The following is a 23,425-nucleotide window of genomic DNA, read 5'->3' as shown; positions in this document are numbered from 1 at the left end:
TGCCCCGAGCCGACCGGCTCGGGGCACCTCGCTTCGGTGGCGGTGTTCAGGCGGCCTTCGGCTTGTCCGCGCCGCCGGTGAACTCCTCGTACGCCGCCATGACCTCCTCGGTCGGGCCGTCCATGCGCAGTTCGCCGCGCTCCAGCCACAGCACGCGTTCGCAGGTGTCGCGGATGGACTTGTTGTTGTGGCTGACCAGGAACACCGTGCCCGCCTTCTGGCGCAGTTCGCGGATGCGTTCCTCGGAGCGCTTCTGGAAGGACCGGTCGCCGGTGGCGAGCGCCTCGTCGATGAGGAGCACGTCGTGGTCCTTGGCGGCGGCGATGGAGAAGCGCAGCCGGGCGCCCATGCCGGAGGAGTACGTCCGCATGGGGAGGGTGATGAAGTCGCCCTTCTCGTTGATGCCGGAGAAGTCGACGATGCCCTCGTAGCGGTCCCTGATCTCCTCGCGGGACATGCCCATGGCGAGGCCGCCGAGGTAGACGTTCTTCTCGCCGGTCAGATCGCCCATCAGGGCCGCGTTGACGCCGAGGAGGGAGGGCTGACCGTCGGTGTAGATGTGGCCGTTCTCGACCGGCAGCAGGCCCGCGACCGCCTTCAGCAGGGTCGACTTGCCGGAGCCGTTGGTGCCGATCAGACCGACCGCCTCGCCCTTGTAGGCGACGAAGGAGACGTTCTTGACGGCGTGCACCGTGCGTACGCCGGCCGCCTTCTCGGTCTGCCGGCGGCGCAGCATGCGGTTGAGGGCGGCAGTCGCGGAGCCGCGCCCGGCGCCGGTGCCGTTGACCCGGTAGACGATGTCGACGCCGTCGGCGACGACGGTGGGGATGCGTTCGATGCTGTGCTCAGCCACGGCCGTACGTCTCCTCAGCCTTCCAGAAGTAGATGAAGCCGCCGACTCCGGCGAGCAGGGCCCAACCGGCCGCGTACAGCCACACATGGTGCGGCAACTGCTTGGCGTGGAAGCTGTCGATCAGCGCGAAGCGCATGAGGTCGATGTAGACGGCGGCCGGCTGGGCCTGGAGCACCGGCTCCACCCAGTGCGGCAGGCCGCTGTGCTTGCCGGCCAGCTTGTCGATGCTCCACATCACACCGGACACATACATCCAGGTGCGCAGGACGAAGGGCATCAGCTGGGCGATGTCCGGGGTCTTGGCGCCCATCCGGGCCATGATCAACGACATGCCGGTGTTGAAGGTGAACTGCAGGACCAGTGCCGGGAACGCCAGCAACCAGGAGAACGCGACCGGCACCCCGAAGCAGAGCAGGATGACGACCAGCGCGGCCATCGAGAACAGCAGCTGCTGCAGCTGCTGGAGGCAGAAGGAGATCGGCAGCGCGGCCCGCGGGAAGTGCAGCGCGCGGACCAGGCCGAGGTTGCCGGAGATCGCGCGGGTGCCCGCCATGATCGAGCTCTGGGTGAACGTCCAGATGAACACGCCCGTGACCAGGAACGGGATGTAGTCCGGCACGTGCCGCTTGGTGCCGAGCAGGACACCGAAGATGAAGTAGTACACCGCCGCGTTCAGCAGCGGGGTCATGACCTGCCAGACCTGGCCGAGCTTCGCCTGCGCGTACTGCGCGGTGAGCTTGGCCGTGGCGAACGCCGTGATGAAGTGGCGCCGGGCCCACAGCTGCCGTACGTACTCGGGCAGGGAGGGGCGGGCGCCGCTGACCGAGAGGCCGTGGCGGGCGGCGAGGGCCGCGAGGTCGTCGTCGGCCGGGGCCGGCGTCGGGGGCGGTGTGTCGAGGACCTGGCTCACATCCGCTGCTTTCACTCGGGGGAGGGGGTGCTGGCGTCGTCCGGCCCGCCGGCCGGACGGTCCGGTCTCCGGCGCTTCCTTACGTTTCTCTTCACGTTCTCTTACGTCGAGACGAGACCGTATCGTCGCAACGCGAGCGTAGGACACGTCGACGTCGGAACGCAACCGTTTCGTCGTAACGTGTGCGTCGAGTCGGGCCGTAACGACGCAACCGTTTCGTCGCAACGCCCCTATGCTGGTCCGCATGACGACGAACGCCGAGGAGCCCCGGACGCGTCCGCGCCGCCGAGCCCCCGCGGGGGCGGCCGTACTGCGGGAGGACGTGACGGAAGCCATCCGTGCGGCCGTCTTCGAGGAGCTCGCGGCCGTCGGCTATGCGCGGATGTCCATCGAGGGGATCGCGCGCCGCGCGGGCGTCGGCAAGACCGCGGTCTACCGCCGCTGGCGCTCCAAGCTGCACCTGGTCCTCGATGTCGTCTCGGCGCTCGCGGTGCTGGGCCTGCCGACGCCCGACACGGGCTCCCTGGAGGGCGATCTGCGGCTGCTGTACGAGGTCACCTCGCGCGCCCTGAGACACCCTGTGGCCTCGCAGATCATCCCGGACCTGCAGGCCGAGGCGGCGCGCAACCCGGAGATCGCCGAAGCCATGCAGAAGACCCTGCGCGAGGGGCAGGAAAGTGTGGCCCTCAAGATCATCCTGGCTGCGGCGCGGCGCGGTGAGGTCAGCGGGGGGCTGAACGAGGACCTGGCGCTCGACCTGATCTCCGGCCCCCTCTACTGGCGCTCGGTGGTGATCCGCAGCCCGAAGCTGCCGAAGGACTACCTGGCGGGGCTGGCGCGGGCCACCGCGGAGGCACTCAAGGCGCTGTGAGTAGGGTGCGGCCCTGGCCGCCGGTGGCCGAGGGCCTCGTCCTGCTGCTGACCTCCGCCGGGCGCGAGGTCCTGGCCCGCGCTCCTGGAACACCGCCCCGACGCCGCCGTGCTCGATGTGCGCATGCCGCCCGGCTTCCGTGACGAGTGGAGCGGGCTCGGCTATGTGCTCAAGGACCGGGTGGGTCGGGTCGACGGGTTCCTCGACGCGCTGGAGCGGGTTGCCGCCGGTGGTACGGCGCTCCGCTCGACTCGCTCACGCCTGCGCGAGCGCGAGGTGCTGGCGCTGATGGCCGAGGGCCGCGACAACGCGACCATCGCCAAGACCCTCGTCGTCACCGAACGCGCGGTCCACAAGCACATCGGCAACGTCTTCCTCAAACTGGGCCTGCCCCCGAGCGACAGCGGCCACCGCGGGGCAGTGGCCGTGCTGACGTACCTGAACAACCAGTGACTTCAGGCCTTCCGGCCGTGCAGCCGCCGGGCGAGGGCCGCCAACTCCGGGGTGCGCAGGACCCGTCCGCCGAAGCCGGGCAGGGGGACGTGCAGCGGGGCGGTCCAGCGTTCGGGGATCGCGCTCATGCCGTACACGGCTCCCGCGAGCCCGCCGGTCACCGCGGCGACGGTGTCCGTGTCGCCGCCCAGGTCGATGGCGACGCGTACGGCGGCCTCGTAGGAGCGGGTGGTGCGCAGGGCCCAGACGGCGGAGGCGAGACAGGGCCAGACGGCACCGTTGAATTCCGTGGCGAGGTCGGGATGCCAGTCGGGAGCGAGCACCGAGGCGTAGCGGGCGCGGTGGTCGGGGTGGACCGCCGTGAGCGTGTCGGGGACGGCGGCGGTCGGGTCGCCGCCGGCCAGGGCGACACGCACCAGCTCGTGGAAGACCGCGGTGCCTTCCCAGGCCGCGCGGTCCCCGTGGGTGAGAGCCGCGATACGGCGGGCGGCGTCCATCGTCGCGTCCCGGCCCGCGTGCGCGAAGTACACGGCGGAGGTGGCGGCCCGCATCAACGCCCCGTTCCCGGCGGCGCGTTGGCTGGTCTGGAAGTGCAGGGGCGCGGCCAGGTCCCAGGGGTCGCCGCTGGTCAGTACGGCTTCTGTCTGCAGCCCGATGTCCTTCGGGTCGGCAGCCGCCCAGCGCCGGAATCTGGCGAAGATGTCCGGGAGTTCGAGGCCGCCCTGCTCCAGCAGCGACTCGGCGACGAGGACCGCCATCTGCGTGTCGTCCGTCGCCTCGCCGGGGTCCCAGCCACCGCCCCCGCACATCTCGCCGCCCAGCCCCGGCTCGGGAAAGCGGGCTGAGAAGGCTCCCTCCGGGCCGAACTCGAACGGGGCGCCCAGGGCGTCACCCACGGCGGAGCCGATGACGGTGCCCAGGGCGCGGTCGGCGGCGGTGATCACCCGGACAGGCTAGCGGCGCGCCGCCTCCGGATGGGTTCGTAGCCAGCCCTCCCAGGCTGACGTGATCATGTCCTGGACGTCGTGTTTGGCCTTCCAGGACAGTTCGGTGGCGGCGCGGTCTGCGGAGGCGACTACTCGGGCCGGGTCGCCCGGGCGGCGGGGGGTGGTCGTCGGGGGGCGGTCGTAGCCGGTGATGGCGTTGATGCGGTCGATCATTTCGCGGACCGAGACGCCCTCGCCGCGGCCGATGTTGAGGGTGAGGCGGCGGCCCGGTGAGGACTGGAGCGTGCGGGCGGCTGCCACATGGGCTTCGGCCAGGTCGACGACGTGGATGTAGTCGCGGACGCAGGTCCCGTCGGGGGTTTCGTAGTCGTCGCCGAAGATGCGCGGCGGTGCGTTGGCGGTGAGCTTCTCGAAAACCATGGGGATCAGGTTGTGGACGCCCGTGTCCGCGAGTTCGGGGGTGGCGGCGCCCGCCACGTTGAAGTAGCGGAGGCAGGCGGTGGACAGGCCCGTCGCGCGAGCCGTGGCGCTGACCAGCCATTCGCCGACCAGCTTCGTCTCACCGTACGGAGACATGGGCAGACAGGGTGTCTCCTCCGTCACCAGGGGCTCGTCCGGCATGCCGTACACCGCCGCGGAGGACGAGAACACGAAGGACGGGACGCCGGCCCCGGTCACCGCCTCCAGGAGGACGCGCAGGCCCTCGACGTTCTCCCGGTAGTAGTGCAGCGGCAGGTCCATCGACTCGCCCACCTGCTTCTTCGCCGCCAGGTGGATGACCCCGCTGACGTCGTGGACCGCGAGGGCACGCGCGACCCGCTCGCCGTCCAGCGTCGATCCCACCACCAGCTGCACACCCCGCGGCACGCGCTCGGCGTCGCCCGTCGACAGGTCGTCGTACACCACGGTCCGCTCGCCCGCCTCGATCATCGCGCGGACGACGTGCGCCCCGATGTATCCGGCGCCGCCGGTGATCAGCCAGGTCATGTGCGGCCGTCCCCTTCGTCAGTTGGCCCGTGGTGGTGCGGTGTGAAGCAGGTGGTGGAGTGCCGTCGGCGATTGCTACGCGTCGGAGTGCTGGGGGAGGCGGCGGGTGACCGGCTCCGGTCCGGGCGTGGGTGCCGGGGTCACGGGCGTCGGGCGGGTGGAGCGCCACAGCCGGACCAGGGACAGCACGGCGGCCGCGGCGAGCAGCCCGTTGCGGGCGAGCATCAGTGCGCAGCCCGTCCAGGTGCAGGCGATGACCTGGCCGTACAGGGCCGGATAGGCGACGGCGCTGAGCGCGGTCGCGGCCAGCACCAGGGCGGCCACCGGGCGCTGCACGGTGTGCCGCGAGGTCAGGCACACGGCGGCCAGGCCCAGCAGCCAGATCATGTACTGCGGGCTGATCACCCGGCTGGTGACGGTGAACAGCAGCACGGCGCTCAGCGCGGCGTCGTACGGCGTCGCGGGCGTCCAGCGCCGGGCCCGCAGCCGCCACAGGAGCAGCAGTGCGAAGGCGACCGCCGTGAGCGCGAGGGAGAGGTGCGCCACGGTCCGCACGTGCGGGCCGGTGAACTCCATGGCGCCGTACTGGTAGCGCACCTTCCCCGGCCACCCGGCGTGTGTCGCGAAGGCGAGCGCCGTACCGCCGAGCGACTCGATCTGCACGCCCCGCCCGCCCTGCTGGCGCAGGAAGGCGAAGGGGTTGGCGAACAGCGCCGCGAGGACCGCGAGCGACCCCGCCCCGGTGACGGCGGCCCACGCCCACGCCGAACGCGTCGTACGCCCCCTCGGCGTGCCCAGCAGCACCAGCGCCGGCCACACCTTCACCAGGGCGCCGAGCGCCGCGAACACCCCGCACGCGCGCGTGGAGCGGGGCAAGGTCAACAGGGCGATGACGGCGAAGGCCGTGACCTGCACGTCGTAGCGGGCGAGCGGGACGTGCAGGAGAAGCGGGAGGCCGCCCACCCACATCGCGGCCCCGAGGAGCCTGCGGCCGGGGCGGTTGCCCGCCACGGCCAGCGCCAGCGCGATCCCCGCGTCGGCGGCGAGGGTGAGCACGACGAACGCCTGGAAGTACGTCAGGCCCGCCAGCAGCGCGGGCGACAGCAGCACCGCGCCGGCCCCCGGCGGGTACTGCCACAGCGGGTCGTGCGCGGGGAAGGCGCCGTGCGCGAGGGTGCCGTACCAGTCGTGGTAGAGGTGCCACACCTCCCGTGCGACCGAGCCCCCGCCGAGCCGGGGCGCCGCGTCGTGTGCGAGCAGCCACAGCATCAGGGCCCGGGTGGCGAGCCAGGCGGCGGCGAGGGCGAGGAGCCGGCGCTTTCCGGCTGCGGACATCACGGCTTTCGTCACGGCGTTCATCACGGCGGATCGTAAGCCGGGCGTATGGTGTATGCCTGCTAATACACCGTCAATGCTCGGTAAGAGCCTTTCCACGGGAGAAAATCAGCCGTGTGCTGAGCGAGGACGCGGGGCGGGCGAACCGTCGGTGGGTGCGTGCGGAGATCGTGGCCGTGGCGGTTCCCGCCGTCGTCATACTCGTGATCGGTCTGTGGGGACTCGACCGCGGCGGCATGTGGGGCGACGAGAGCGTCACCTTCCTCGTCGGGCGGCGCACGGTGCCCCAGATCTGGCAGCTGCTGCACGGCCTGGACGCCGTGCACGGCCTCTACTACCTGTTCATGCACGTCGTCCTCGCCGTCCACCCCGGTGAGGTCGTCCTCCGGCTGCCGTCCGTGCTCGGGGCCGCCGCGGCCGCCGGCCTGGTCGCGGCTCTCGGTGTACGGCTGGTCCGTCCCCGGGTCGGCCTGTGGGCCGGGCTGCTGTACGCGATCACCCCCATGACCGGCCACTATGCGCAAGAAGGGCGCTCGTACGCACTCGTCGCGGCGGGCGTGGCGGCGGCGACACTGCTGCTGGTGCGCGCGGTGGAGGGGCGCTCGCGGCACGGTTGGCGCTGGTACGGGGGCGTCCTCGCCATGACCTGTCTGCTGCACGAACTGGTCGTCCTGGTGCTGTGCGCGCATGCGCTGACGCTGGCGCTCATGCGGGTGCCGAAGCCGGTGTGGCTGGGCTGGGGGCGGGCGGCGGGGCTGGTGGGGGTCCTTCTGCTGCCCTTGGTGTGGGTGTCGCACGAGCAGGCGGGGCAGGTGGGGTGGCTGGTGACACCCGGGTGGGAGCAGGCGGGACTGCTGGTGCGGGACTTCGCCTTCGCCCCGGACGGGGTGGTGTTCTGGGTGGCCGTCGCGCTGATGGTGCTGGGGCTGGCTGCGGGCCGGCCGGCGGCGGTGGCACTCCCGCTGCTCGTGCTGCCCCCGGCGCTCCTGATCGCCGTGTCGCAGATCCGGCCGCTGTTTCACGAGCGGTATGTGCTGTACGCGTTGGCGGGGGCGCCGTTGCTGGCCGCCGCCGGTGCCGAGCGGGTGGCCGGGGTGGTGGGGCGCCTGCGGCTCGGCGGTAGTCGTGTGCGCACCCGTTGCGACGACCGCCGGTGGACCAGGCACCGCCTGCCCTACGGCCGGCTCGGCACCCTCACCGGCGTCCTGGCCGTCGCGCTCGCCTTCGTGCAGTGCCTCCCGCTCTACCGGCAGGACCGCTCCCCGGCGCACCGCCCCGAGAACCTCGGGGCCGTCGCCGCCCGGGCCGCCCGGGACATCCGTCCGGGCGATCCGGTGCTGTTCCTGCCGTCGAACTGGCGGCTGACCGCGCTGGCCTATCCGAGGGCGTTCCGCAGGGCCCGGGACATCGCGCTGCGGGAGTCCGGGCCCCGGTCCGGGACGCTGAGCGGCATCGAGACCACACCCCAGGAGCTGCGGCGCAAGCTGGTCGGAGTGGACCGCGTCTGGGTCGTCGCCCAGTCGAGGCTGCTGAGCTCGGGACTGCCGCCGGCCGACCCGACCGAGCGCGTCAAACTCGCCGTCGTGGAGGAGCAGTTCACCGCCCGCGAGAGATACGTCAGCGGCCGGGTGACCTTCCTCCTCTACGTCCGCCGCTCCGCTGCCTCGGCCTCCGCCGCCGTGGCCGCGTCCAGCCCCCGGGTGAGCTCGTCGAGCCGGGACCGCAGCTCCCGGATCTCCTCCACGTCGAAGCCCGTCGCCGCGACGATCCGGCGCGGTACCTGAACCGCCTGATCGCGCAGGGCGGCGCCCTCGTCGGTCAGCCGGACCTCCACCGAGCGCTCGTCGCGGGCGCTGCGCTCACGCCGTACCAGACCGGCCGTCTCCAGCCGCTTGAGCAGCGGGGACAGGGTGCCGGAGTCGAGCCGCAGATGCTCGCCCAGCTTCTTGACCGGCAGCTCGCCGTGCTCCCACAGCAGCAGCATCACCAGGTACTGCGGATAGGTGAGGCCGAGGTCCTTGAGGATCACCCGGTAGATGCCGCCGAAGGCGCGCGAGGCGGCGTTCAGGGAGAAGCAGATCTGCTGGTCGAGGCGGAGCCAGTCAGTCGTCGGGGTGTCGGGCGCGGTCGTCATGCATCAAGGATAGCTCTTGTGAGCCATTTAGTTGTGTGCAATTGAATTGTGTGCTCTACTTGTGGTCGTGAGGCGGCCGCCAGAGGGGCCGCCGGAACACGACTTCGAGAGGGATGGTCATCCATGGACGCGCTCTACACCGCTGTCGCCACCGCCACCCACGGCCGTGACGGTCGCGCCTTCACCAACGACGGCAAGGTCGACGTCAAGCTGGCCCCGCCGGTGGAGTTCGGCGGCAACGGCGAGGGCACCAACCCCGAGCAGCTGTTCGCCGCGGGTTACGCGGCCTGCTTCGGCAGCGCCCTCGGCCTCGTCGGCCGCCAGGCGAAGGTCGACGTCAGCGACGCCGCGGTCACCGCCGAGGTGGGCATAGGCAAGCAGGGCGAGGGCTTCGGGCTCAAGGTCACCCTCCGCATCGAGCTGCCGGACACCGTGGACGAGGCGACCGGCCGCAAGCTGGTCGAGACCGCCCACCAGGTGTGCCCGTACTCCAACGCGACCCGCGGCAACATCGACGTCGACCTCGTCATCGAGTAAGGCCGACCAGCCGTCAGCTCAGCGAGTGCGCCCGCTCCGCCGCGGGAGCGGGCACCACGGCGGCCGTCTGCGGCGCCGGCAGCTGCTCACCGAGCAGCACCGTCCGTACGACCCGCTCGGCGGCCCGCCCGTCGTCGAACTCGCAGAACCGCTCCCGGAAGGCGGCCCTGAGCCCCGCGGACTCCTCGTCCCGCCAGGTGTCCGAGGCGAACAGCCAGGCCAGCTCCCGGTAGGAGCGCGACACATGGCCCGGCGCCTCGGCGGTGATGTCGAAGTAGGCGCCCCGGCTCGCCGCGTACGCACCCCAGTCGTCGGCGTGGATCACGATCGGCCGGTCCAGGTTGGCGTAGTCGAACATCAGGGCCGAGTAGTCGGTGACCAGCACGTCGGAGGCGAGCATCAGGTCCTCGACGTGCGGCTCGTCCGTCGCGTCGACGAGCACGCCGCGTGCGTGCAGATCGGCGAGGCCGAGCCCGCGCGCCGTACCGGTGGCGAGGGTGGGATGCAGTCGTACGACGAGGGTGTGCCCGGCACCGAGGTCCGCGGCGAACCGGGCCAGGTCGATCCGGTCGACGTGCCCGCCCCGGCGGTAGTCGCGGCGGGTCGGCGCATACAGCACGACCGTGTTCCCGGCCGGAATGCCGAGCCGCGCACGCACGGCCGCACCGTGCTCCGCAGGCTGCTCGACCAGCACGTCGTTGCGCGGGCTGCCGGTCCGCAGCGAGGTGAAGTGGCACGGATAGGCCCGGTCCCACACCAGCTCGGAGTGCCGGTTGGCGACCAGGCTCAGATCCCAGCGGTCGGCGCGGTGCAGCATCTTCGGCACGCTGAAGCCGTGCCGAGCCCCCGGCTTGGTCAACAGGTCGGCACCCATGTACTTGAGCGGTGTGCCCTGGTGGGTGTGCACATGGATCTGGCCGGGGCGTTTGGCCAGGGAGCCCGGCCAGTTGACGTTGTTCACGCAGTACGTGGCCCGCGCCATGACCGTGTGGTACTCCCGCGAGCCCGGCGTCACATAGTCGGTGCCCGGCGGCAGCGAGTCCACCGCGTCCTCCCTCACCACCCACACCCCGCGGATGTGCGGCGCGAGTTCGCGGGCCTTGGCATGGATCGCGGCCGGGTCGCCGTGCACGCCCGCATGGTGGGTGGCCGAGTAGACGGCCAGGCGCGGATCGAGGGGGAGCCGCGACTGGGCTGCGTACCAGGTGCGTTGGACCACCGCCGATGCCTTGCCGAGCGTACGCCGCTTGCCCGCCCCGGCGATCCTGCGCAGACCGCGGGCCCCGCACAGGGCCGCGTACGACAGGTAGGGCGAGCCCGCCAGGAGCCGCATCTCGGTGCCGCGCGGGCCGTCCGGCGGGGTGAAGTCCTCGGGGCAGTGACGGCGGTGGAAGGAGCGCATCTCGCGGTAGAAGGCGGAGCGGTCCGACGGGGTCACCCGGTCCTCGCGGGCGATCACGAACAGCATGTGGTCCAGGGCCCGTTCGAAGAGCAGGGGCCGCGCCCAGGCGAGGTCCTCGCGCTCCTCCAGGAACGCGAACAGGCCCTCGTACTGCGGAAAGATGTCGAAGTGCCTGCGCCCCGGCGTCTTCGTGATCGCGCCCTGCCGGCGCTGCCGGTACTCGACGCCGATCCGGTTGAGGCAGGCGATGCGGTCGGCCAGCACCATCGACCGGTAGGTGACGGGCGCGTCCTCGTACAGACCGGACGCGTACTGCAGCCCGTGCTCCTGGAAGAAGGCCCTCCGGTACGCCTTGTTCCAGGCGACCAGGAACAGCTGCACGTACTCGGGGCTCTCGCGGAGGCTGAAGACGTCCTGGCCCGCGGCGGCCAGCAGGGCGGAGGCGTCGCTCGGGCCGCCCCGCCCCCACCAGTGGGTGCGTACATGGTCGAAGACCAGGATGTCCGGGTCCTCGGCCGACTTCAGCCGGTCGGCGACGGCGGCGAGCAGGCCCGGGGTGTAGTGGTCGTCGCTGTCGAGGAAGAGGACGTAGTCGCCGCGCGCCTCGGCCAGCCCGGCGTTGCGGGCCCGGCCCAGGCCGACGTTCTTGGGCAGGTGCAGCACGCGCACCCGCTCGTCGCGTGCCGCGTACTCGTCGAGGATCGCGCCGCAGCCGTCGGGCGAGCGGTCGTCGACGGCGATCACCTCGAAGTCGGGGTACGACTGCCCGAGCACCGAGTCGATGCACTCGCGCAGGAAGCCCTGCACCTTGTAGACGGGGACGATGATGCTGAAGCGGGGCACGGGTTTCAGTTCCTCACAAGGGCGGGGACCGGGGCCGGGGTGCGCTCGGCGAGCGGGATCACGGGCGGGATCGACTCGGGCGGTTCGCCCAGCAGCACCCGGCGTACGACCCGCTCGGCGGCGCGTCCGTCGTCGAACTGGCAGAACCGCTCACGGAAGGCCGCCCGTGCCGCCGTCGACTCCTCTGACGCCCAGGCGCCGTCGCGGAAGACCCGGGCCAGCTCCTGAGGCGTGCGGGCCACCGGCCCCGGCGGGTGTTCCATCAGGTCGAAGTAGACGCCCCGGGTCTCCCGGTAGACGTCCCAGTCGTCGGCGTACACCACGACGGGCCGGTCCAGGTTGGCGTAGTCGAACATGATCGACGAGTAGTCGGTGATCAGGGCGTCCGCGGCCAGGCACACGTCCTCCGAGGAGCGGTGCGCGGTCACGTCGATGATCCGGCCGGTGCTCCGCGCCGAGCCCTGGTCGTAGAAGTAGTGGGCGCGCAGCAGCACGACCACGTCCTCGCCCACCTCCTCGCAGAAGGCCTCCAGGTCCAGGCCCGTCTCGAAGCCCGTGTGGTAGTCGCGGTGCGTGGGCGCGTACAGGACGGCCGTCTTCCCCTCGGGGACCCCGAGCTCCCGCCGGATGCGGGCCACGTCGTCCGCCGTCGCCGTGTAGTACACGTCGTTGCGCGGATAGCCGTACTCGAGCGTCTCGTGGGCGGCGGGGAAGGCCCGTTCCCACATCTCGGTGGAGTGGCGGTTGGAGGTGAGGTTGTAGTCCCAGCGGTCGATACGGGCCAGCAGCTTGGCGAAGCTGCCGGTCGCCGCGGCCACCACGGGATAGGTCGCCTGGTCGACGCCCATCTTCTTCAGCGGGGTGCCGTGCTGGGTCGACAGGTGGACGCTGCCGGGGCGCTTGACGACGGCGTCCGCGAAGTTGGCGTTGTTGACGAGGTACTTGGCGGCGGCCAGCACGTCCCAGTACTTGGTGCTGCCGATGACCGCGTACTCGATGCCCTCCGGCATGGTGTGCTCCTGGTCCGGTTCGACCAGGAACACCGAGCGCAGATGCGGGGCGAGTTCGAGTGCCTTGGCGTGGATCGCGGCCGGGTTGCAGGCATAACCGCGGCCCCAATAGGCGCAGTAGACGACGAGATCGGGGTCCAGCGGGCGGCGCAGATTGCGTGCGTACCGCAGGCGGGTGCGCACCATGTGGGGCCGCGGCAGCCGCTCGGCCGCCTTCACCGCCGCCTGGTTGGCCTCCCGCAGGGCCCGGAACGCCGTGTACGCCCCGGCCGCCAGCAGCCGGTGCTGCAGGCCGAGGCTGCCGGGCGGGGTCCGGTGGCCGACGGGGCGGTGCCGGCGGTACAGCGTGCTCGCCATGCGGAAGAAGGCGCGGCGCCTGCCGGACAGCCGCCTGGGGTGGGCGGCGGTCTTCAGCACGGCGGCGAAGAGCTGCTCGAACAGCGCGTTCAGCCGGTCGCCCGGCAGGTCCAGTTCGGCGGCGCGGGTGAGGACCAGATCGGTCTGGGCGAGGAGTTCGAGGTGGTGCTCGCCGGGAAGGGCGAGCCGGCTGCCCTGTCTGCGCACCAGATGCCGTACGACGACCTGGCGCAGCACCGCGGCCTTCTCGGCCGCCAGCGCGACCAGCCCGCCGAAGCCCACATCGGTGAAGTGGCCGTCGGGGAAGCCGATGCGCTGCTCGACCAGGAAGGCCCTGCGGTAGGCGGCGCTCCACGCCGGCAGCTGCACGCCCGTCAGCTCGGGCACCTCGTCGGGGGAGAAGGCGCCTGCCGGTGTCTTCGGCAGGAGCAGCGCGGCCGGATTGGTCGGCTCGCCCTCCCACCAGGGCACCCGCTCGTGCTCGACGTAGAGGACGTCCACGTCACCCGTCTCGGCCAGGCGTGCGTCCAGCGCCGCCAGCGCCCCGGGGACGAGGGCGTCGTCGCAGTCGAGGAACAGCAGATAGGCGCCGGTCGCCGCCCGCATCCCGGTGTTGCGCGCCCCGGACAGACCGGCCGTGGGCGGCGAGTGCACCGTGGTCACCCGGGAGTCCCGCTCGGCGTATCCGTCGACGACGTCCGCGGCGGGCGTGCCGGGGCCGTCGCAGACCGGGATCAGCTCGAAGTCGCCGAAGGACTGCGCGAGCACGGAGTCCAGCGCCTGGGACAGCCGGCCTGCCACCCCATGGGACGGGACGATGATGCTGAAGCGGGGCATGCTGCTCTTTCTGTCGATGGTCGTGCGGGGACCCGGGTACGTCTCAGCCGTGGCGTCCCGGCCGCCCTGTGGGACGCCAGGTGGAGGGCCGGCTCGGTGTGGGCCGCGACGGGCTGGAGGGCATGCGAACTCCCCGGAGTGAGAACGGCGTTCAGAGGCTGTCGGTGACGGTCAGCGGACCGCCGGGTTGCGGCACGGTCGCCTGCGGGGAGCGCGCGAGGGCCGCTGCCGCGGAGGGGACGGGGTGGCGCTCGGCGAGCGGGGTCACCGGCGGCAGGTCGGTTTCGCCCAGGACGACACGGCGTACGACGCGCTCGGCGGCGCGTCCGTCGTCGTACGGGCAGAAGCGCTCGCGGAACGCGGTCCGCAGCTGGGTCGAGCGGGAGCCGCGCCAGTGGCCGGTGGCGAAGATGTCGATCAGCTCGTCCTCGCTGCGGGCGACCGCGCCCGGCGGGAAGGCGCGCACGTCGAAGTAGGTGCCGCGGGCCGCCTCGTACGCCGCCCGGTCGTCGTCGGCGGAGTGGAGCACGATCGGGCGGTCCAGGCCCGCGTAGTCGAACATCAGGGACGAGTAGTCGGTGAGCAGGACGTCCGAGGCCAGGCAGAGGGACTCGACTTCGGGGTGGCCGGTCACGTCGATGATCCGGGCGCTCTGCGGTACGGGGCCGTGGGTGCGGGCAAGGACGACATAGCGGGGGCCCAGGCGGCGCAGGACGCGTTCCAGGTCCAGGGGGGAGCGCTGGGTGCGGCAGTGGTCGCGGCGGGCGGGGGCGTACAGGACCGCGACGCAGTCCTCGGGGATGCCGAGGGACTCGCGGAGCCGGGTGACGTCGTTCGACGTGGCCTTCTGGAACACGTCGCTGCGCGGGGAGCCGTATTCGAGCGTGGTGTAGCCGCCCGGGTAGACCCGCTCCCAGGTGAGGGTGGAGTGGCGGTTCGCCGACAGGACGTAGTCCCATTTGTCGACGTCGTCGAGGAGCCCTTCGAAGTCCAGGCCGCGCGCCGCGGCCGGGCGCTCCTGGAGGTCGAGGCCCGCGTGCCCGAGCGGGGTGCCCTCCAGGGTCTGCACCAGGATCTGCTGGGGCCGCTTGACCAGGCGGGGCTCGAAGCCGGTGTCGCTGACGAGGTACTTCGAGCGGGCCAGGGCCGTCCAGTACGCGGCCGTGTCGGGCCGGGGGAGCCAGGTCGTGCGGATGTGCGGCGCGAAGGTGCGGAAGGCCTCCTCCAGGGCGCCCGGGTTGCAGCCCTGCTCGTGGCCGTCGTACGCGGTGAAGGCGGCGCGGTCGGCGCGCAGGGGCAGCCGCAGCTGGAAGCGGTAGTGCAGACGCAGCGCCGTCGCCCTCGCGGTGCGCAGGAGTTTGACGGAGAGCTTGACCGTCCTGCGGTGCAGGGCCGCCGCCAGCTGCAGCGAGCGGTAGGTGCGGTGCAGGCCCCAGCGGACCAGGGTGTGGCGCAGCCGGGAACCCAGCGGGAGGGGCGGTCCTGGGACGCGGTAACGGCGGTAGTGGGCGCGGGCCTTGCGCAGGAACTCGGCGCGCGAACCGCGCGGCAGCCGGTCGCGGCGGGCGAACACCTTCGTCACATGCTCGACCATGCGGCGGAACAACAGCGGCCGCCAGCGGGCGAGTCGGGGGTGTGCGTCGAGGAACGCGAAGACACGGTCGTACTGTTCGAAGAGGTCGAAGTGCTTACGGCTGGCGGTGGAGAGGATGCTGCCCTGGCGGCGCTGCCGGTAGTGCACGCACACCCGGTCGAGGGTCGTGATGGACTCCGCGGCCATCAGCACCGGGAACGTCCACGGGGTGTCCTCGTAGTAGCCGGGCGGGAAGGCGAAGCCCTCGCGTTCGACGAACTCCCGCCGGTACGCCTTGTTCCAGGCCACCATCAGCAGCTTCAGCAGGCCCGGGCGGTCCTCCAGGCGGAAGGGCGCCGGGCCCTGCTCGGCGAGCTGGTCGGCGACGACGTTGCGGACTGTCTCGCCCGACCAGTAGGTGCGCGCGTAGTCGTAGACCACGACGTCCGGCTCGCCCGTCTCCTTGAGGCGGTCGGCGATGGCGCGCAGGGCGTGCGGGGTGAGCGTGTCGTCGCCGTCCAGGAAGACCAGGTAGTCGCCGCTCGCCCGCGCGAGGCCCGCGTTGCGGGCGTGGCCCAGACCCTGGTTCTCGGTCAGGTGCAGGGGCTGCACGCGGGGGTCGCGGGCCGCGAACTCGTCGATGATCGCGCCGCTCGCGTCCGGGGAGCAGTCGTCGACGGCGATCAGTTCGAGATCGGGATACGACTGCGACAGCACCGATTCCAGGCATTCGTGCAGATATGCCTGAACCTTGTACGCGGGGACGATGACACTGAACCTGGGCAAGGCACATCCATGGGGTCGGCGCGGACGACGGGGCCTTGCCCGGGAACGGCCGATGGAGTGACTTGGTTACGCCGGCTGCGGCATACGGGGGACCTTGGGTGAACGGAAGGGGGCGGGACCGTAACGTCCCACCCCCCGCGGCGCGTTGTTCTCCAGGACTATTTGACGGCGCCCGCCATGACCCCCGAGACGAACTGCCGCTGGAACGCGAAGAACACGACCAGTGGGATCACCATCGAGATGAACGCGCCGGGCGCCAGTACGTCGATGTTGTTGCCGAACTGCCGTACCTGCTGCTGCAGGGCGACCGTCAGCGGCTGCGACTCCGCGTTCGAGAACACCAGAGCCACCAGCATGTCGTTCCACACCCACAGGAACTGGAAGATGCCGAGCGACGCGATCGCGGGCGCGCCCAGGGGCATGACGACGGTGAGGAACAGCCGGGTCTCGCCGGCGCCGTCCAGCCGTGCCGCCTCCAGGAGTTCCCGCGGGATCTCGGCGAAGAAGTTCCTGAGCAGGAAGATCGCGAACGGCAGTCCGAAGCCGACGTGGAAGAGGACCACACCGATGATGTCGCCGAAGATCCCGATCTTGCCGAAGAGATCGGCGAGCGGGATCAGGGCCACCTGGACCGGCACGACCAGCAGCGCCACCACGACCAGGAACCACCAGTCGCGGCCCTTGAAGTCCATCCAGGCGAAGGCGTATCCGGCCATCGCGCCGAGCAGCACCACGAGAAGCGTGGCCGGCACGGTGATCCAGACCGTGTTGAACAGCGCGTGGGTGATCGCGTCCTTCTCCAGGAGCGACTGGTAGCTCTTGGCGGTCAGTTGGCTCGGCGCGGTGAACACCTTCCACCAGCCCGAGGTGGCGATGTCGGTCGGGTCGCGGAACGAGGAGACCAGCAGGCCGAAGGTCGGAACCAGCCAGAACAGGGCGACCAGGATCAGGAAGATCCGCATCACCCCGCCCGCCGCTCCGCTCGCCACCCGCGTGGCGAGGGAGCGCTTGGCGCGCACGGTCGTGTCGAGGGCGCTCACCGCTGACGCTCCTTCCTCAGCCGGCGGATGTTCACGAACATCACCGGCAGCACGAGCAGCAGCAGGATGACGCCGATCGCACTGCCGACGCCCTCGTTGCCGCCGCCGCCGAAGGACGACAGGAACAGCTGCAGGGCAAGGACGTTGGCGTCGTCCTGACTGGGTTGCGGGGCGATGATGTAGACCAGGTCGAAGATCTTCATCACGTTGATCATCAGCGTGATGAGGACGACCACCAGGACCGGTGCGAGCAGTGGGACCGTGACCCTTCTGAAGACCTGCCACTCGTTGGCGCCGTCCACCCGGGCCGCCTCCAGCAGATTGCGGTCCACGCCCGCCAGGCCCGCCGCGATCAGCACCATCGCGAAGCCCGCCCACATCCACACGTACGCGCCGATGATGGCCGGGGTGACCAGCGTGGGGCCGAGCCAGTCGATGCCGTTGTACGGAGCCGAGAAGTTCGAGGCGGGCAGCCGCAGTCGGGCCCCGTCGGCCGCGGCCGGCAGGGTGAAGGTGCCGTCGGCGCCGCTCTTCGCGGAGGCGACCACCTTGCCGCCCTTCACAGCCTCCACCTTGACGCCCTTCAGCGCCTTCTCACCCGGATCGACCTTTCCCTTCGTACCGCCACCGCCCAGCTTGAAGTCCAGCCAGACGGTGCCGGTGACACCCGGACCGCTCGCCGTCCTCGCGTTCTCGGGGGTGCCGGGCAGCCTGTTGGGCGCGATGCCGACCAGCGGGAGCAGGGCCGGGGTGCCCGCCTTCACGGTGCCGGTCGTGGTGAACGAGCCGCCGCCGGACGGCCTGAGATCGGTCGCCGTCTCGTTCGGCCGCGCACCCGGATACACCGACGAGGAGACGAACGTGTCGTGGATGGACTTGGCGACCGCGTTGGCGGCGCCCAGGTTGGGATCCTGCTCGTAGACGAGACGGAAGATGATCCCGGCCGCGAGCATCGAGATCGCCATCGGCATGAAGACGATCAGCTTGAACGCCGTGCCCCAGCGCACCCGTTCGGTCATCACGGCGAAGATCAGACCCAGTGCGGTGACGACGGCGGGCGCGACCGCCACCCAGATCGCGGTGTTGCGCACGGCGGTCAGAGTGGCGTCGTTGCTGAAGATGTCGCTGTAGTTCTTCAGCCCGACGAAACCGGAGCCGTCGGCGTCGTAGAGACTGCGCCAGACCGAGTACCCGATCGGGTAGACCACGAGCGCCCCGAGGAGCACGAACGCGGGCAGCAGAAACAGCACCGCCACCCACAGCCGGGTCCCCGTGACGCTCTTGCGCGGCGAGACGGAGGGCGTCGGCAGCGCGCCGGCGCCCCCCGTCGAGTTCGCTACGGACGTCATGGCCGCGCCGTCAGCCGGCCGCGTACGCCTTGGCCGCGTCGGCCTCCAGCTTCTGCTGGGCGCCGGCGACGTCCTTCGGGTTCCTCAGGAAGTCCTGCAGGTCCTTCCACTCGCCGATGCCGGCCGTGCCACCGAAGGCGGCCGGGGCCTGGTCGGACATGTCGAAGCGGAAGTTGTCACCGGCCGCGAGGAGTTGCTTGGCGATCTGCGCCGTGATCGCGTCCTTGTACTTGGACTGGTCCATCTCCTTGTTCGGGGAGAGGATGCCGCCCTGCGCCGCCCAGATCTCCGCCGCGTCGGTGGAGGCCAGGAACGTCAGCAGCGCCTGGGCGCCCTTGTTGTCCTTCAGCGCCACGGCCACGTCGCCGCCGCTGACCACGGGGGCCTGGGAGCCGACCGCCGGGAACGGGAAGACCTTCGCGTCCGTGCCCAGCTTCGCCTTGGTGTCGCCGTTGATGTTCGCGGCCACGAAGTCACCCTCGAAGACCATCGCCGCCGGGGAGGAGCCGGAGAAGGTCTGTGTGACCGACTTCGGGAACTCCGTGTTCAGCGCGCCCTTGGTACCGCCCGCGATCAGGTCGTTCTTGCCCCAGAGCTGGGCGAGCGTGGTGAGGGCGTCCTTGACGGACGGGTCCGTCCACTTGATCTTGTGCGCGGCCAGCTGGTCGTACTTCTCGGGGCCCGCCTGGGAGAGATAGACGTTCTCGAACCAGTCGGTGAGCGTCCAGCCGTCCGCGCCGCCGATCGACACGGCGGGCGAGCCGGCGTCCGACAGCGTCTGCGCGGTTTTGAGGAAGTCCTTCCAGGTCTTCGGCGTCTGCGTGATGCCCGCCGCCTCGAAGGCCTTGGTGTTGTACCAGACCAGGGACTTGTTGGCGGCCTTGGCGTAGACGCCGTACTGCTTGCCCTTCCAGGCGCCGAGGTCGACCCAGCCCTTGCTGAAGTTCTTGTCCAACTGGGCCTTGGCGTCCGCGCCGAGCGGCTTGAGCCAGCCCTTGTCCGCGAACTGGTGCAACACGCCGACCTGCGGCAGGAACGCGACGTCCGGCGGCTGGCCGCCCTGGATCTTGGTACCGAGGAACGTGGAGGTGTTGTTGCCCGTCGGCACGAAGTTGACCTTCGCGCCGGTGCGCTTCTTGAACTCGTCCATGACCTTCATGAAGTTGTCCTGCTCGGCGCCGGTCCACACCGCTGCCACCTCGAGCGTCTGGCCGTTCAGCTTGGGCAGCTTGACGGAGCCGGAGCCTCCCGAGCTGCCACCGCCGTCGCTGCTCTTGTCGCCGCTCCCGCCGCAGCCCGTGAGCGCCAGCGCGAGTGCTGCCGCGAGGAGCGCGGACGCGGATTTGGCGGCCCTGTGTGTCCGGTTCTTGCTGCTCGTGCTGCGCATCACTGCCCCGTTCTCCGTTCTTCGTCGAACGTCGAGCGCTGTCCCGTGTGATCTGGTCTACGCCTGCGGGATGGGGTCGGCAAGTGCGCGTCCGCTGTCAACCGGGGGATCGTGACCGCCTCGTGACCAGGCGTCCGGCATTGGTGTGACCGCTGCTGGGGGCTGCCGCCCCCAGGCCCCCGCTATCGGCCTGAACGGCCTCGTCCTCAAACGCCGGACGGGCTGGATCTACTCACCGGTACTAGAGCAGTGACGGGACTTCCGTCGCCGAGACCTCCCGTGCCGCCCGTTCCAGTGCGCTGGCCAGCAACGCCAGGTCCGTCGGGCCGTTGCCCAGTTCTCGTACGGGTCTGCGGGTCGGGGGATCGCCCATGCGCTGCCAGTCCAGGGGGACGACCGTGGGGCGGAGGGTGGCCGTGCGGGGGATGCGGCCCGTGACGCGGCCGCCCTGGAAGGGGGTGGTCCGGCCGTCGGGGCGGGTCAGGCTGCCGCGGCCCGGTGCCGGGTCGTCAGGGCCGGTGCCCGGGGCGTCGAGGGTCACCCGGAGGGTGGCCTTCCGGGCGGGTTCCGTGTCCGCCGTACGGCCGCCGGGGGCGGTTGCGGCCGCCAGGTGGACGCCGAGTCGCCCGCCCTCGCGGGCCACCGCCTCCAGCGCCCGCATCACCGAGCCCGCGGCCGGGCGGCCCGGTGAGCCGAGGGCCGGGGAGACCAGGGCGTCCAGGTCGTCCACGACCACCACCAGCCGGGGGAGGGGCGGTGCCGCTTCGGTCTGCCGGCGTGCCGTTCCCGGACGCAGCCGTATGGTCGAGCTGGGCGGGGAGTCCAGGTCGCCGGTTGCGGTCGTACCGGTCGCCCGCTGGGCCACCATGCGGCCCGACAGCTCCCGGCCGGTGTGCCACTCGGCGAAGGTGGAGCGGCCCAGCAACTCGGCGCGGCGCTTCAGCTCGGCGCTCAGGGACTGCGCGAACTCCCGCATCCGGACGGGGTCGTTGGCGGTGAGGTGGGTCGTCACGTGCGGGACGTCCGTGCAGACCCGCAGGCCGTCGCCGCCCCCGGAGGTGGCACCCCCGGCGCTCACGCTGTCCCGGCCGTCCATCAGGACGATGCCCAGCCGGTCGGGGCGCTCGGCCGCGGCCAGCGAGGCGACCACGGCCCGCAGCAGCTCCGTACGACCGCTGCCCGCGGGGCCCTCGATCAGCAGGTGCGGGCCGTCGGCCGCGAGGTCCGCGCCGACCGGGCCGCGCGGACCGGCGCCGAGCACGGCCCAGGCCCGCCCGCCGAGCGACTCCGCGTCGTCCGCCGCGTCCGCCCAACGCGCCATCAGCGACGCCGGGGTGGCCCGCGCGAGCCCCAACTCGTCCAGCAGCCGGGCCGCTTGGGGCAACGGCACGGACACGCGTGCGTGCTGCTCGGTCCCGGAACCGTCCGTCCTGAGCGGCGCCAGCGCCCGCGCGAACCGCTCGGCCCAGGCGAGCGAGACGGCGTCCACGGCGGCCACGGTGCCGGGGCCTATGGGGCCGGGGTGCGGGTGGGCGGTGGCCGTGGTCATGGGTGCGGGCAGGGGCCTGGGCATGGTGTGTGTGTCGGCCGGTGACGCCGCATCCGGGCGGACGGCCGGGTCCGCCGGTGTCGGCGGGCGGTCCGCGGCCCCGCCTCCGGGGACTGCGGAACCGGTCCGCGCCACCCGCATCAGTCGCAGCGCCGTCGCCACGTCCCCGCTCAGCAGCGCGACCGCGCCGCAGTCCCGGAAGGCCGGTGCCACCGTGCACGCCGCCTCGTACGTCTCCGTCACCGGTGACGCGGGCGAGGCCGACACCGTCTCGGCGAGGCAGACGACATGTATCCCGGCCCGCGGCCCCTCCAGCGCCAGCCGCGCCACCGCCTCCCGCACCGCGGCGCCTCCGGGGTCGCCGTCCACGACGACCACGGTGTACGGCCCGGGGAAGCCGCCCGGCTCCTCTCCGCCGTCGTCCGTCCGGGCCCAGGAGGGCCTGCGGGCCTGGGAGTGGACGTCGGGGGTGCCGGGCGCCGGCCCTGTTCCGTGCCGTGCCTCCGTCTGCTGGTCCTCCAGGCGCCGCAGCAGCTCGTCGGTGCGGGCCGTGGCCTGTTCGCGGTCGTAGGCGAGCAGGAGACGGCAGTCCTGGCCGTGGCCGGGGCGCAGGTGGGGGAGCCAGCCGAGCCAGGACCATTCCGCGGTGCGCTCCTCCAGGGGGCGGGAGCGGTCCGCGGCGATCAGGACGATCTCCAGGGCTTCGGGCGAGTGCAGCGCGGCCAGCTGGGCCAGCACCGCACGGGCCAGCCCGGACAGCCGGGTGCGCGGACCGGCCAGGCCCAGCGCCCCGGCCTCGCGCAGATCCGCGGTCACCGGTACCGCGGGCAGCAGCCCGGAGCCGTCGGGCGCCGCCCGGTCCGCGGTGCCGAGCCGCACCGTGAGCGCCTCCGGGTGCCCCGGCCCGCGCTCCCACAGCCGGGGGCCGGGGCCGAGCGCCGTCAGCAGCAGTACCGCCGGGTCGGGCCAGGTCTCCGGGAGCAGGGGGCCGGTGCGGGGGGCGGGCCCCGCCGTCGGGTCCGGGCCGTCCTCCTCGGCGTACGCCTCATGCTCGGCCGTGGCCTGCTCGCCGCGGCCGCCGGCCAGCCGGCGTGCCCATGCGGACAGCCCTCCGCGCCTGCGCAGGCCAGGTGGCACGTCGGTCCCGCGGAGCGGGGTTCCCTTGCGGCGGCCGCTCTCGGGGGCGTCCGTGCCCTCCGGTGACTCCCATACGACCGCGCCGAAGTGGCCTGCGTGCGTGTCGCCGCCCGCTGCGGATGGTCCTGCGGGCCCCATCTCCATCCGCGGTGCGCCGCCCTGCTCGGGCACCAGCGGCGCTTCGGCGGAGCCGTGTCCCTGGGCGGAGGGCATGCCGCGCGAGGGCGTGGCGTCGCCGCCGTCGGCCACGCGTGCGTGAAGCGTCGCTTCGGGCGCCGGGGTGCCACTCCCAGGGGCCGCCGGTGTCGCGTCGGCGGCCGCCGGCTCCCGCTCGCCGCCGGAGGTCACCCGGACGTGCCCTTCGCCGTCCGGCGCCGTCGGCACCCGCGCGCCCGGTCCCCCGGCCGGAGCAACCCGCAGCGCCGACTCGCCGATACGGAGCAGGGCGCCCGGGGTGAAGCGCACCGGGCGGGTGCTCAGACGGGTGCCGTCCAGGGTCGTGCCGTTCGTGGAGTCGAGGTCGGCGACCGAGACCTGGCCGTCCGCGGCGACCGTGACCGCGCAGTGGAGGCGGGAGACGTCCGGGTCGTCGAGCGGGACGTCGGCGTCGGCGGAGCGGCCGATACGGATCTCGCCGCCGTGCAGGAGATGCACGCCGCCCGCGTCCGGACCTGCGACGACATGCAGCTGGGTGGGGGCGTCGTCCAGCTCGGGGTGCGGCTCCGGCTCGGCGGGGGCGCCCAGGGAGAGCACCGCGCCGTCGATCAACGGGGGCTCGCCGAGCGTGCTGCGGCGGTCGTCCAGGCGCTCCGCGCCCGCGTACAGCACCACCGCGCCGCCGGAGGCCGAGGCGCTCGCGTCGCCCGCGACCGCCGAGGCCAGTGCCGACGCCACCGCGGCCAGAGCCGTGCCGGCGGGCGCCGTGACCAGTACGTCACAGCTCGCCGTGCGGCCCCGCACGCGATCGGGCGGGCCCAGGGGGTCTACGACGGTCAGCCGGATCTGCATCGCCGTCAGCGGTCCCTTCTGCGCGGGTCTGCGCGGGCGCGGACTACCCCCACCCCACACGAGCACATCGGCCAGTACTGGTACTCAAGGCATCCTCGCACCTGCCACTGACAACACGCC

The 23,425-nt window shown here is 72.1% G+C and carries 15 protein-coding genes and 1 pseudogene; 3 read left to right on the top strand and 13 right to left on the bottom strand.

Annotation, left to right across the window (positions count from 1 at the left end; genetic code table 11):
• Positions 1-46: 46 nt before the first annotated feature.
• Both ACWCRD_RS14840 and ACWCRD_RS14835 read right to left on the bottom strand, forming a co-directional pair.
• Positions 47-871, bottom strand: coding sequence for an ABC transporter ATP-binding protein (locus ACWCRD_RS14840; RefSeq protein ID WP_450966240.1), 825 nt, complete (start codon positions 869-871; stop codon positions 47-49).
• Positions 846-1,763 (bottom strand): ABC transporter permease, encoded by a 918-nt coding sequence (locus ACWCRD_RS14835; protein ID WP_232652744.1) that lies wholly within the window; start codon positions 1,761-1,763, stop codon positions 846-848. The genes ACWCRD_RS14840 and ACWCRD_RS14835 overlap by 26 nt, the downstream gene beginning before the upstream one ends.
• 244 nt (positions 1,764-2,007) lie before the next feature.
• Between ACWCRD_RS14835 and ACWCRD_RS14830 the strand changes: the two genes are divergently transcribed.
• Positions 2,008-2,634, top strand: coding sequence for a TetR/AcrR family transcriptional regulator (locus tag ACWCRD_RS14830; protein WP_450966210.1), 627 nt, complete (start codon positions 2,008-2,010; stop codon positions 2,632-2,634).
• A pseudogene (locus ACWCRD_RS14825) lies at positions 2,631-3,087 on the top strand (response regulator transcription factor). The gene ACWCRD_RS14830 and the pseudogene ACWCRD_RS14825 overlap by 4 nt, the downstream one beginning before the upstream one ends.
• Before the next feature lie 2 nt (positions 3,088-3,089).
• Here ACWCRD_RS14825 and ACWCRD_RS14820 read toward each other — a convergent pair.
• The 4 genes from ACWCRD_RS14820 to ACWCRD_RS14805 form a co-directional block, all read right to left on the bottom strand.
• Complete coding sequence (locus ACWCRD_RS14820) at positions 3,090-4,031, bottom strand: ADP-ribosylglycohydrolase family protein (RefSeq protein ID WP_450966209.1); 942 nt, start codon at positions 4,029-4,031, stop codon at positions 3,090-3,092.
• Positions 4,032-4,040: 9 nt separating this feature from the next.
• A complete protein-coding gene (gene galE, locus ACWCRD_RS14815) occupies positions 4,041-5,021 on the bottom strand; it encodes a UDP-glucose 4-epimerase GalE (protein WP_450966208.1) in 981 nt (326 codons plus the stop codon).
• Positions 5,022-5,096: 75 nt separating this feature from the next.
• Complete coding sequence (locus ACWCRD_RS14810; RefSeq protein ID WP_450966207.1) at positions 5,097-6,380, bottom strand: glycosyltransferase 87 family protein; 1,284 nt, start codon at positions 6,378-6,380, stop codon at positions 5,097-5,099.
• Between the two features lie 1,618 nt (positions 6,381-7,998).
• Positions 7,999-8,490, bottom strand: coding sequence for a MarR family winged helix-turn-helix transcriptional regulator (locus ACWCRD_RS14805; RefSeq protein ID WP_450966206.1), 492 nt, complete (start codon positions 8,488-8,490; stop codon positions 7,999-8,001).
• A gap of 123 nt (positions 8,491-8,613) precedes the next feature.
• Between ACWCRD_RS14805 and ACWCRD_RS14800 the strand changes: the two genes are divergently transcribed.
• Positions 8,614-9,027 (top strand): organic hydroperoxide resistance protein, encoded by a 414-nt coding sequence (locus tag ACWCRD_RS14800; protein ID WP_344402943.1) that lies wholly within the window; start codon positions 8,614-8,616, stop codon positions 9,025-9,027.
• A 13-nt stretch (positions 9,028-9,040) separates the two neighbouring features.
• Here the strand turns inward: ACWCRD_RS14800 and ACWCRD_RS14795 are convergent, their stop codons facing one another.
• The 7 genes from ACWCRD_RS14795 to ACWCRD_RS14765 form a co-directional block, all read right to left on the bottom strand.
• The gene (locus ACWCRD_RS14795) at positions 9,041-11,272 is read right to left on the bottom strand and encodes a bifunctional glycosyltransferase/CDP-glycerol:glycerophosphate glycerophosphotransferase (protein ID WP_450966205.1); all 2,232 of its coding nucleotides are present in this window, start codon (positions 11,270-11,272) and stop codon (positions 9,041-9,043) included.
• Between the two features lie 5 nt (positions 11,273-11,277).
• Positions 11,278-13,476 (bottom strand): bifunctional glycosyltransferase/CDP-glycerol:glycerophosphate glycerophosphotransferase, encoded by a 2,199-nt coding sequence (locus ACWCRD_RS14790; protein WP_450966204.1) that lies wholly within the window; start codon positions 13,474-13,476, stop codon positions 11,278-11,280.
• 151 nt (positions 13,477-13,627) lie between these two features.
• Entirely contained in the window at positions 13,628-15,835 is a 2,208-nt protein-coding gene (locus tag ACWCRD_RS14785; RefSeq protein ID WP_450966203.1) for a bifunctional glycosyltransferase/CDP-glycerol:glycerophosphate glycerophosphotransferase, read from the bottom strand.
• 158 nt (positions 15,836-15,993) lie between these two features.
• On the bottom strand, positions 15,994-16,875 hold the full coding sequence (locus tag ACWCRD_RS14780) for a carbohydrate ABC transporter permease (RefSeq protein ID WP_450966202.1): 882 nt from the start codon (positions 16,873-16,875) through the stop codon (positions 15,994-15,996).
• Positions 16,872-18,224, bottom strand: coding sequence for a carbohydrate ABC transporter permease (locus ACWCRD_RS14775; RefSeq protein WP_450966201.1), 1,353 nt, complete (start codon positions 18,222-18,224; stop codon positions 16,872-16,874). The genes ACWCRD_RS14780 and ACWCRD_RS14775 overlap by 4 nt, the downstream gene beginning before the upstream one ends.
• A gap of 10 nt (positions 18,225-18,234) precedes the next feature.
• The gene (locus ACWCRD_RS14770) at positions 18,235-19,611 is read right to left on the bottom strand and encodes an ABC transporter substrate-binding protein (protein ID WP_450966200.1); all 1,377 of its coding nucleotides are present in this window, start codon (positions 19,609-19,611) and stop codon (positions 18,235-18,237) included.
• A gap of 241 nt (positions 19,612-19,852) precedes the next feature.
• On the bottom strand, positions 19,853-23,305 hold the full coding sequence (locus tag ACWCRD_RS14765) for an FHA domain-containing protein (protein WP_450966199.1): 3,453 nt from the start codon (positions 23,303-23,305) through the stop codon (positions 19,853-19,855).
• Between the last annotated feature and the right edge of the window lie 120 nt (positions 23,306-23,425).

The organism is Streptomyces sp. NPDC002092 (assembly GCF_053593775.1).
Note: the sequence above shows the minus strand (reverse complement) of the source record. Positions and strands in the feature narration are given on the sequence as shown.

Bases quoted from the DNA above. Each gene is read 5' to 3' on its own strand.
- ACWCRD_RS14830 (WP_450966210.1), top strand. From the start codon at position 2,008: ATGACGACGAACGCCGAGGAGCCCCGGACGCGTCCGCGCCGCCGAGCC.
- galE (WP_450966208.1), bottom strand. From the start codon at position 5,021: ATGACCTGGCTGATCACCGGCGGCGCCGGATACATCGGGGCGCACGTC.
- ACWCRD_RS14810 (WP_450966207.1), bottom strand. From the start codon at position 6,380: ATGAACGCCGTGACGAAAGCCGTGATGTCCGCAGCCGGAAAGCGCCGG.
- ACWCRD_RS14805 (WP_450966206.1), bottom strand. From the start codon at position 8,490: ATGACGACCGCGCCCGACACCCCGACGACTGACTGGCTCCGCCTCGAC.
- ACWCRD_RS14800 (WP_344402943.1), top strand. From the start codon at position 8,614: ATGGACGCGCTCTACACCGCTGTCGCCACCGCCACCCACGGCCGTGAC.
- ACWCRD_RS14790 (WP_450966204.1), bottom strand. From the start codon at position 13,476: ATGCCCCGCTTCAGCATCATCGTCCCGTCCCATGGGGTGGCAGGCCGG.
- ACWCRD_RS14775 (WP_450966201.1), bottom strand. From the start codon at position 18,224: ATGACGTCCGTAGCGAACTCGACGGGGGGCGCCGGCGCGCTGCCGACG.
- ACWCRD_RS14770 (WP_450966200.1), bottom strand. From the start codon at position 19,611: ATGCGCAGCACGAGCAGCAAGAACCGGACACACAGGGCCGCCAAATCC.
- ACWCRD_RS14765 (WP_450966199.1), bottom strand. From the start codon at position 23,305: ATGCAGATCCGGCTGACCGTCGTAGACCCCCTGGGCCCGCCCGATCGC.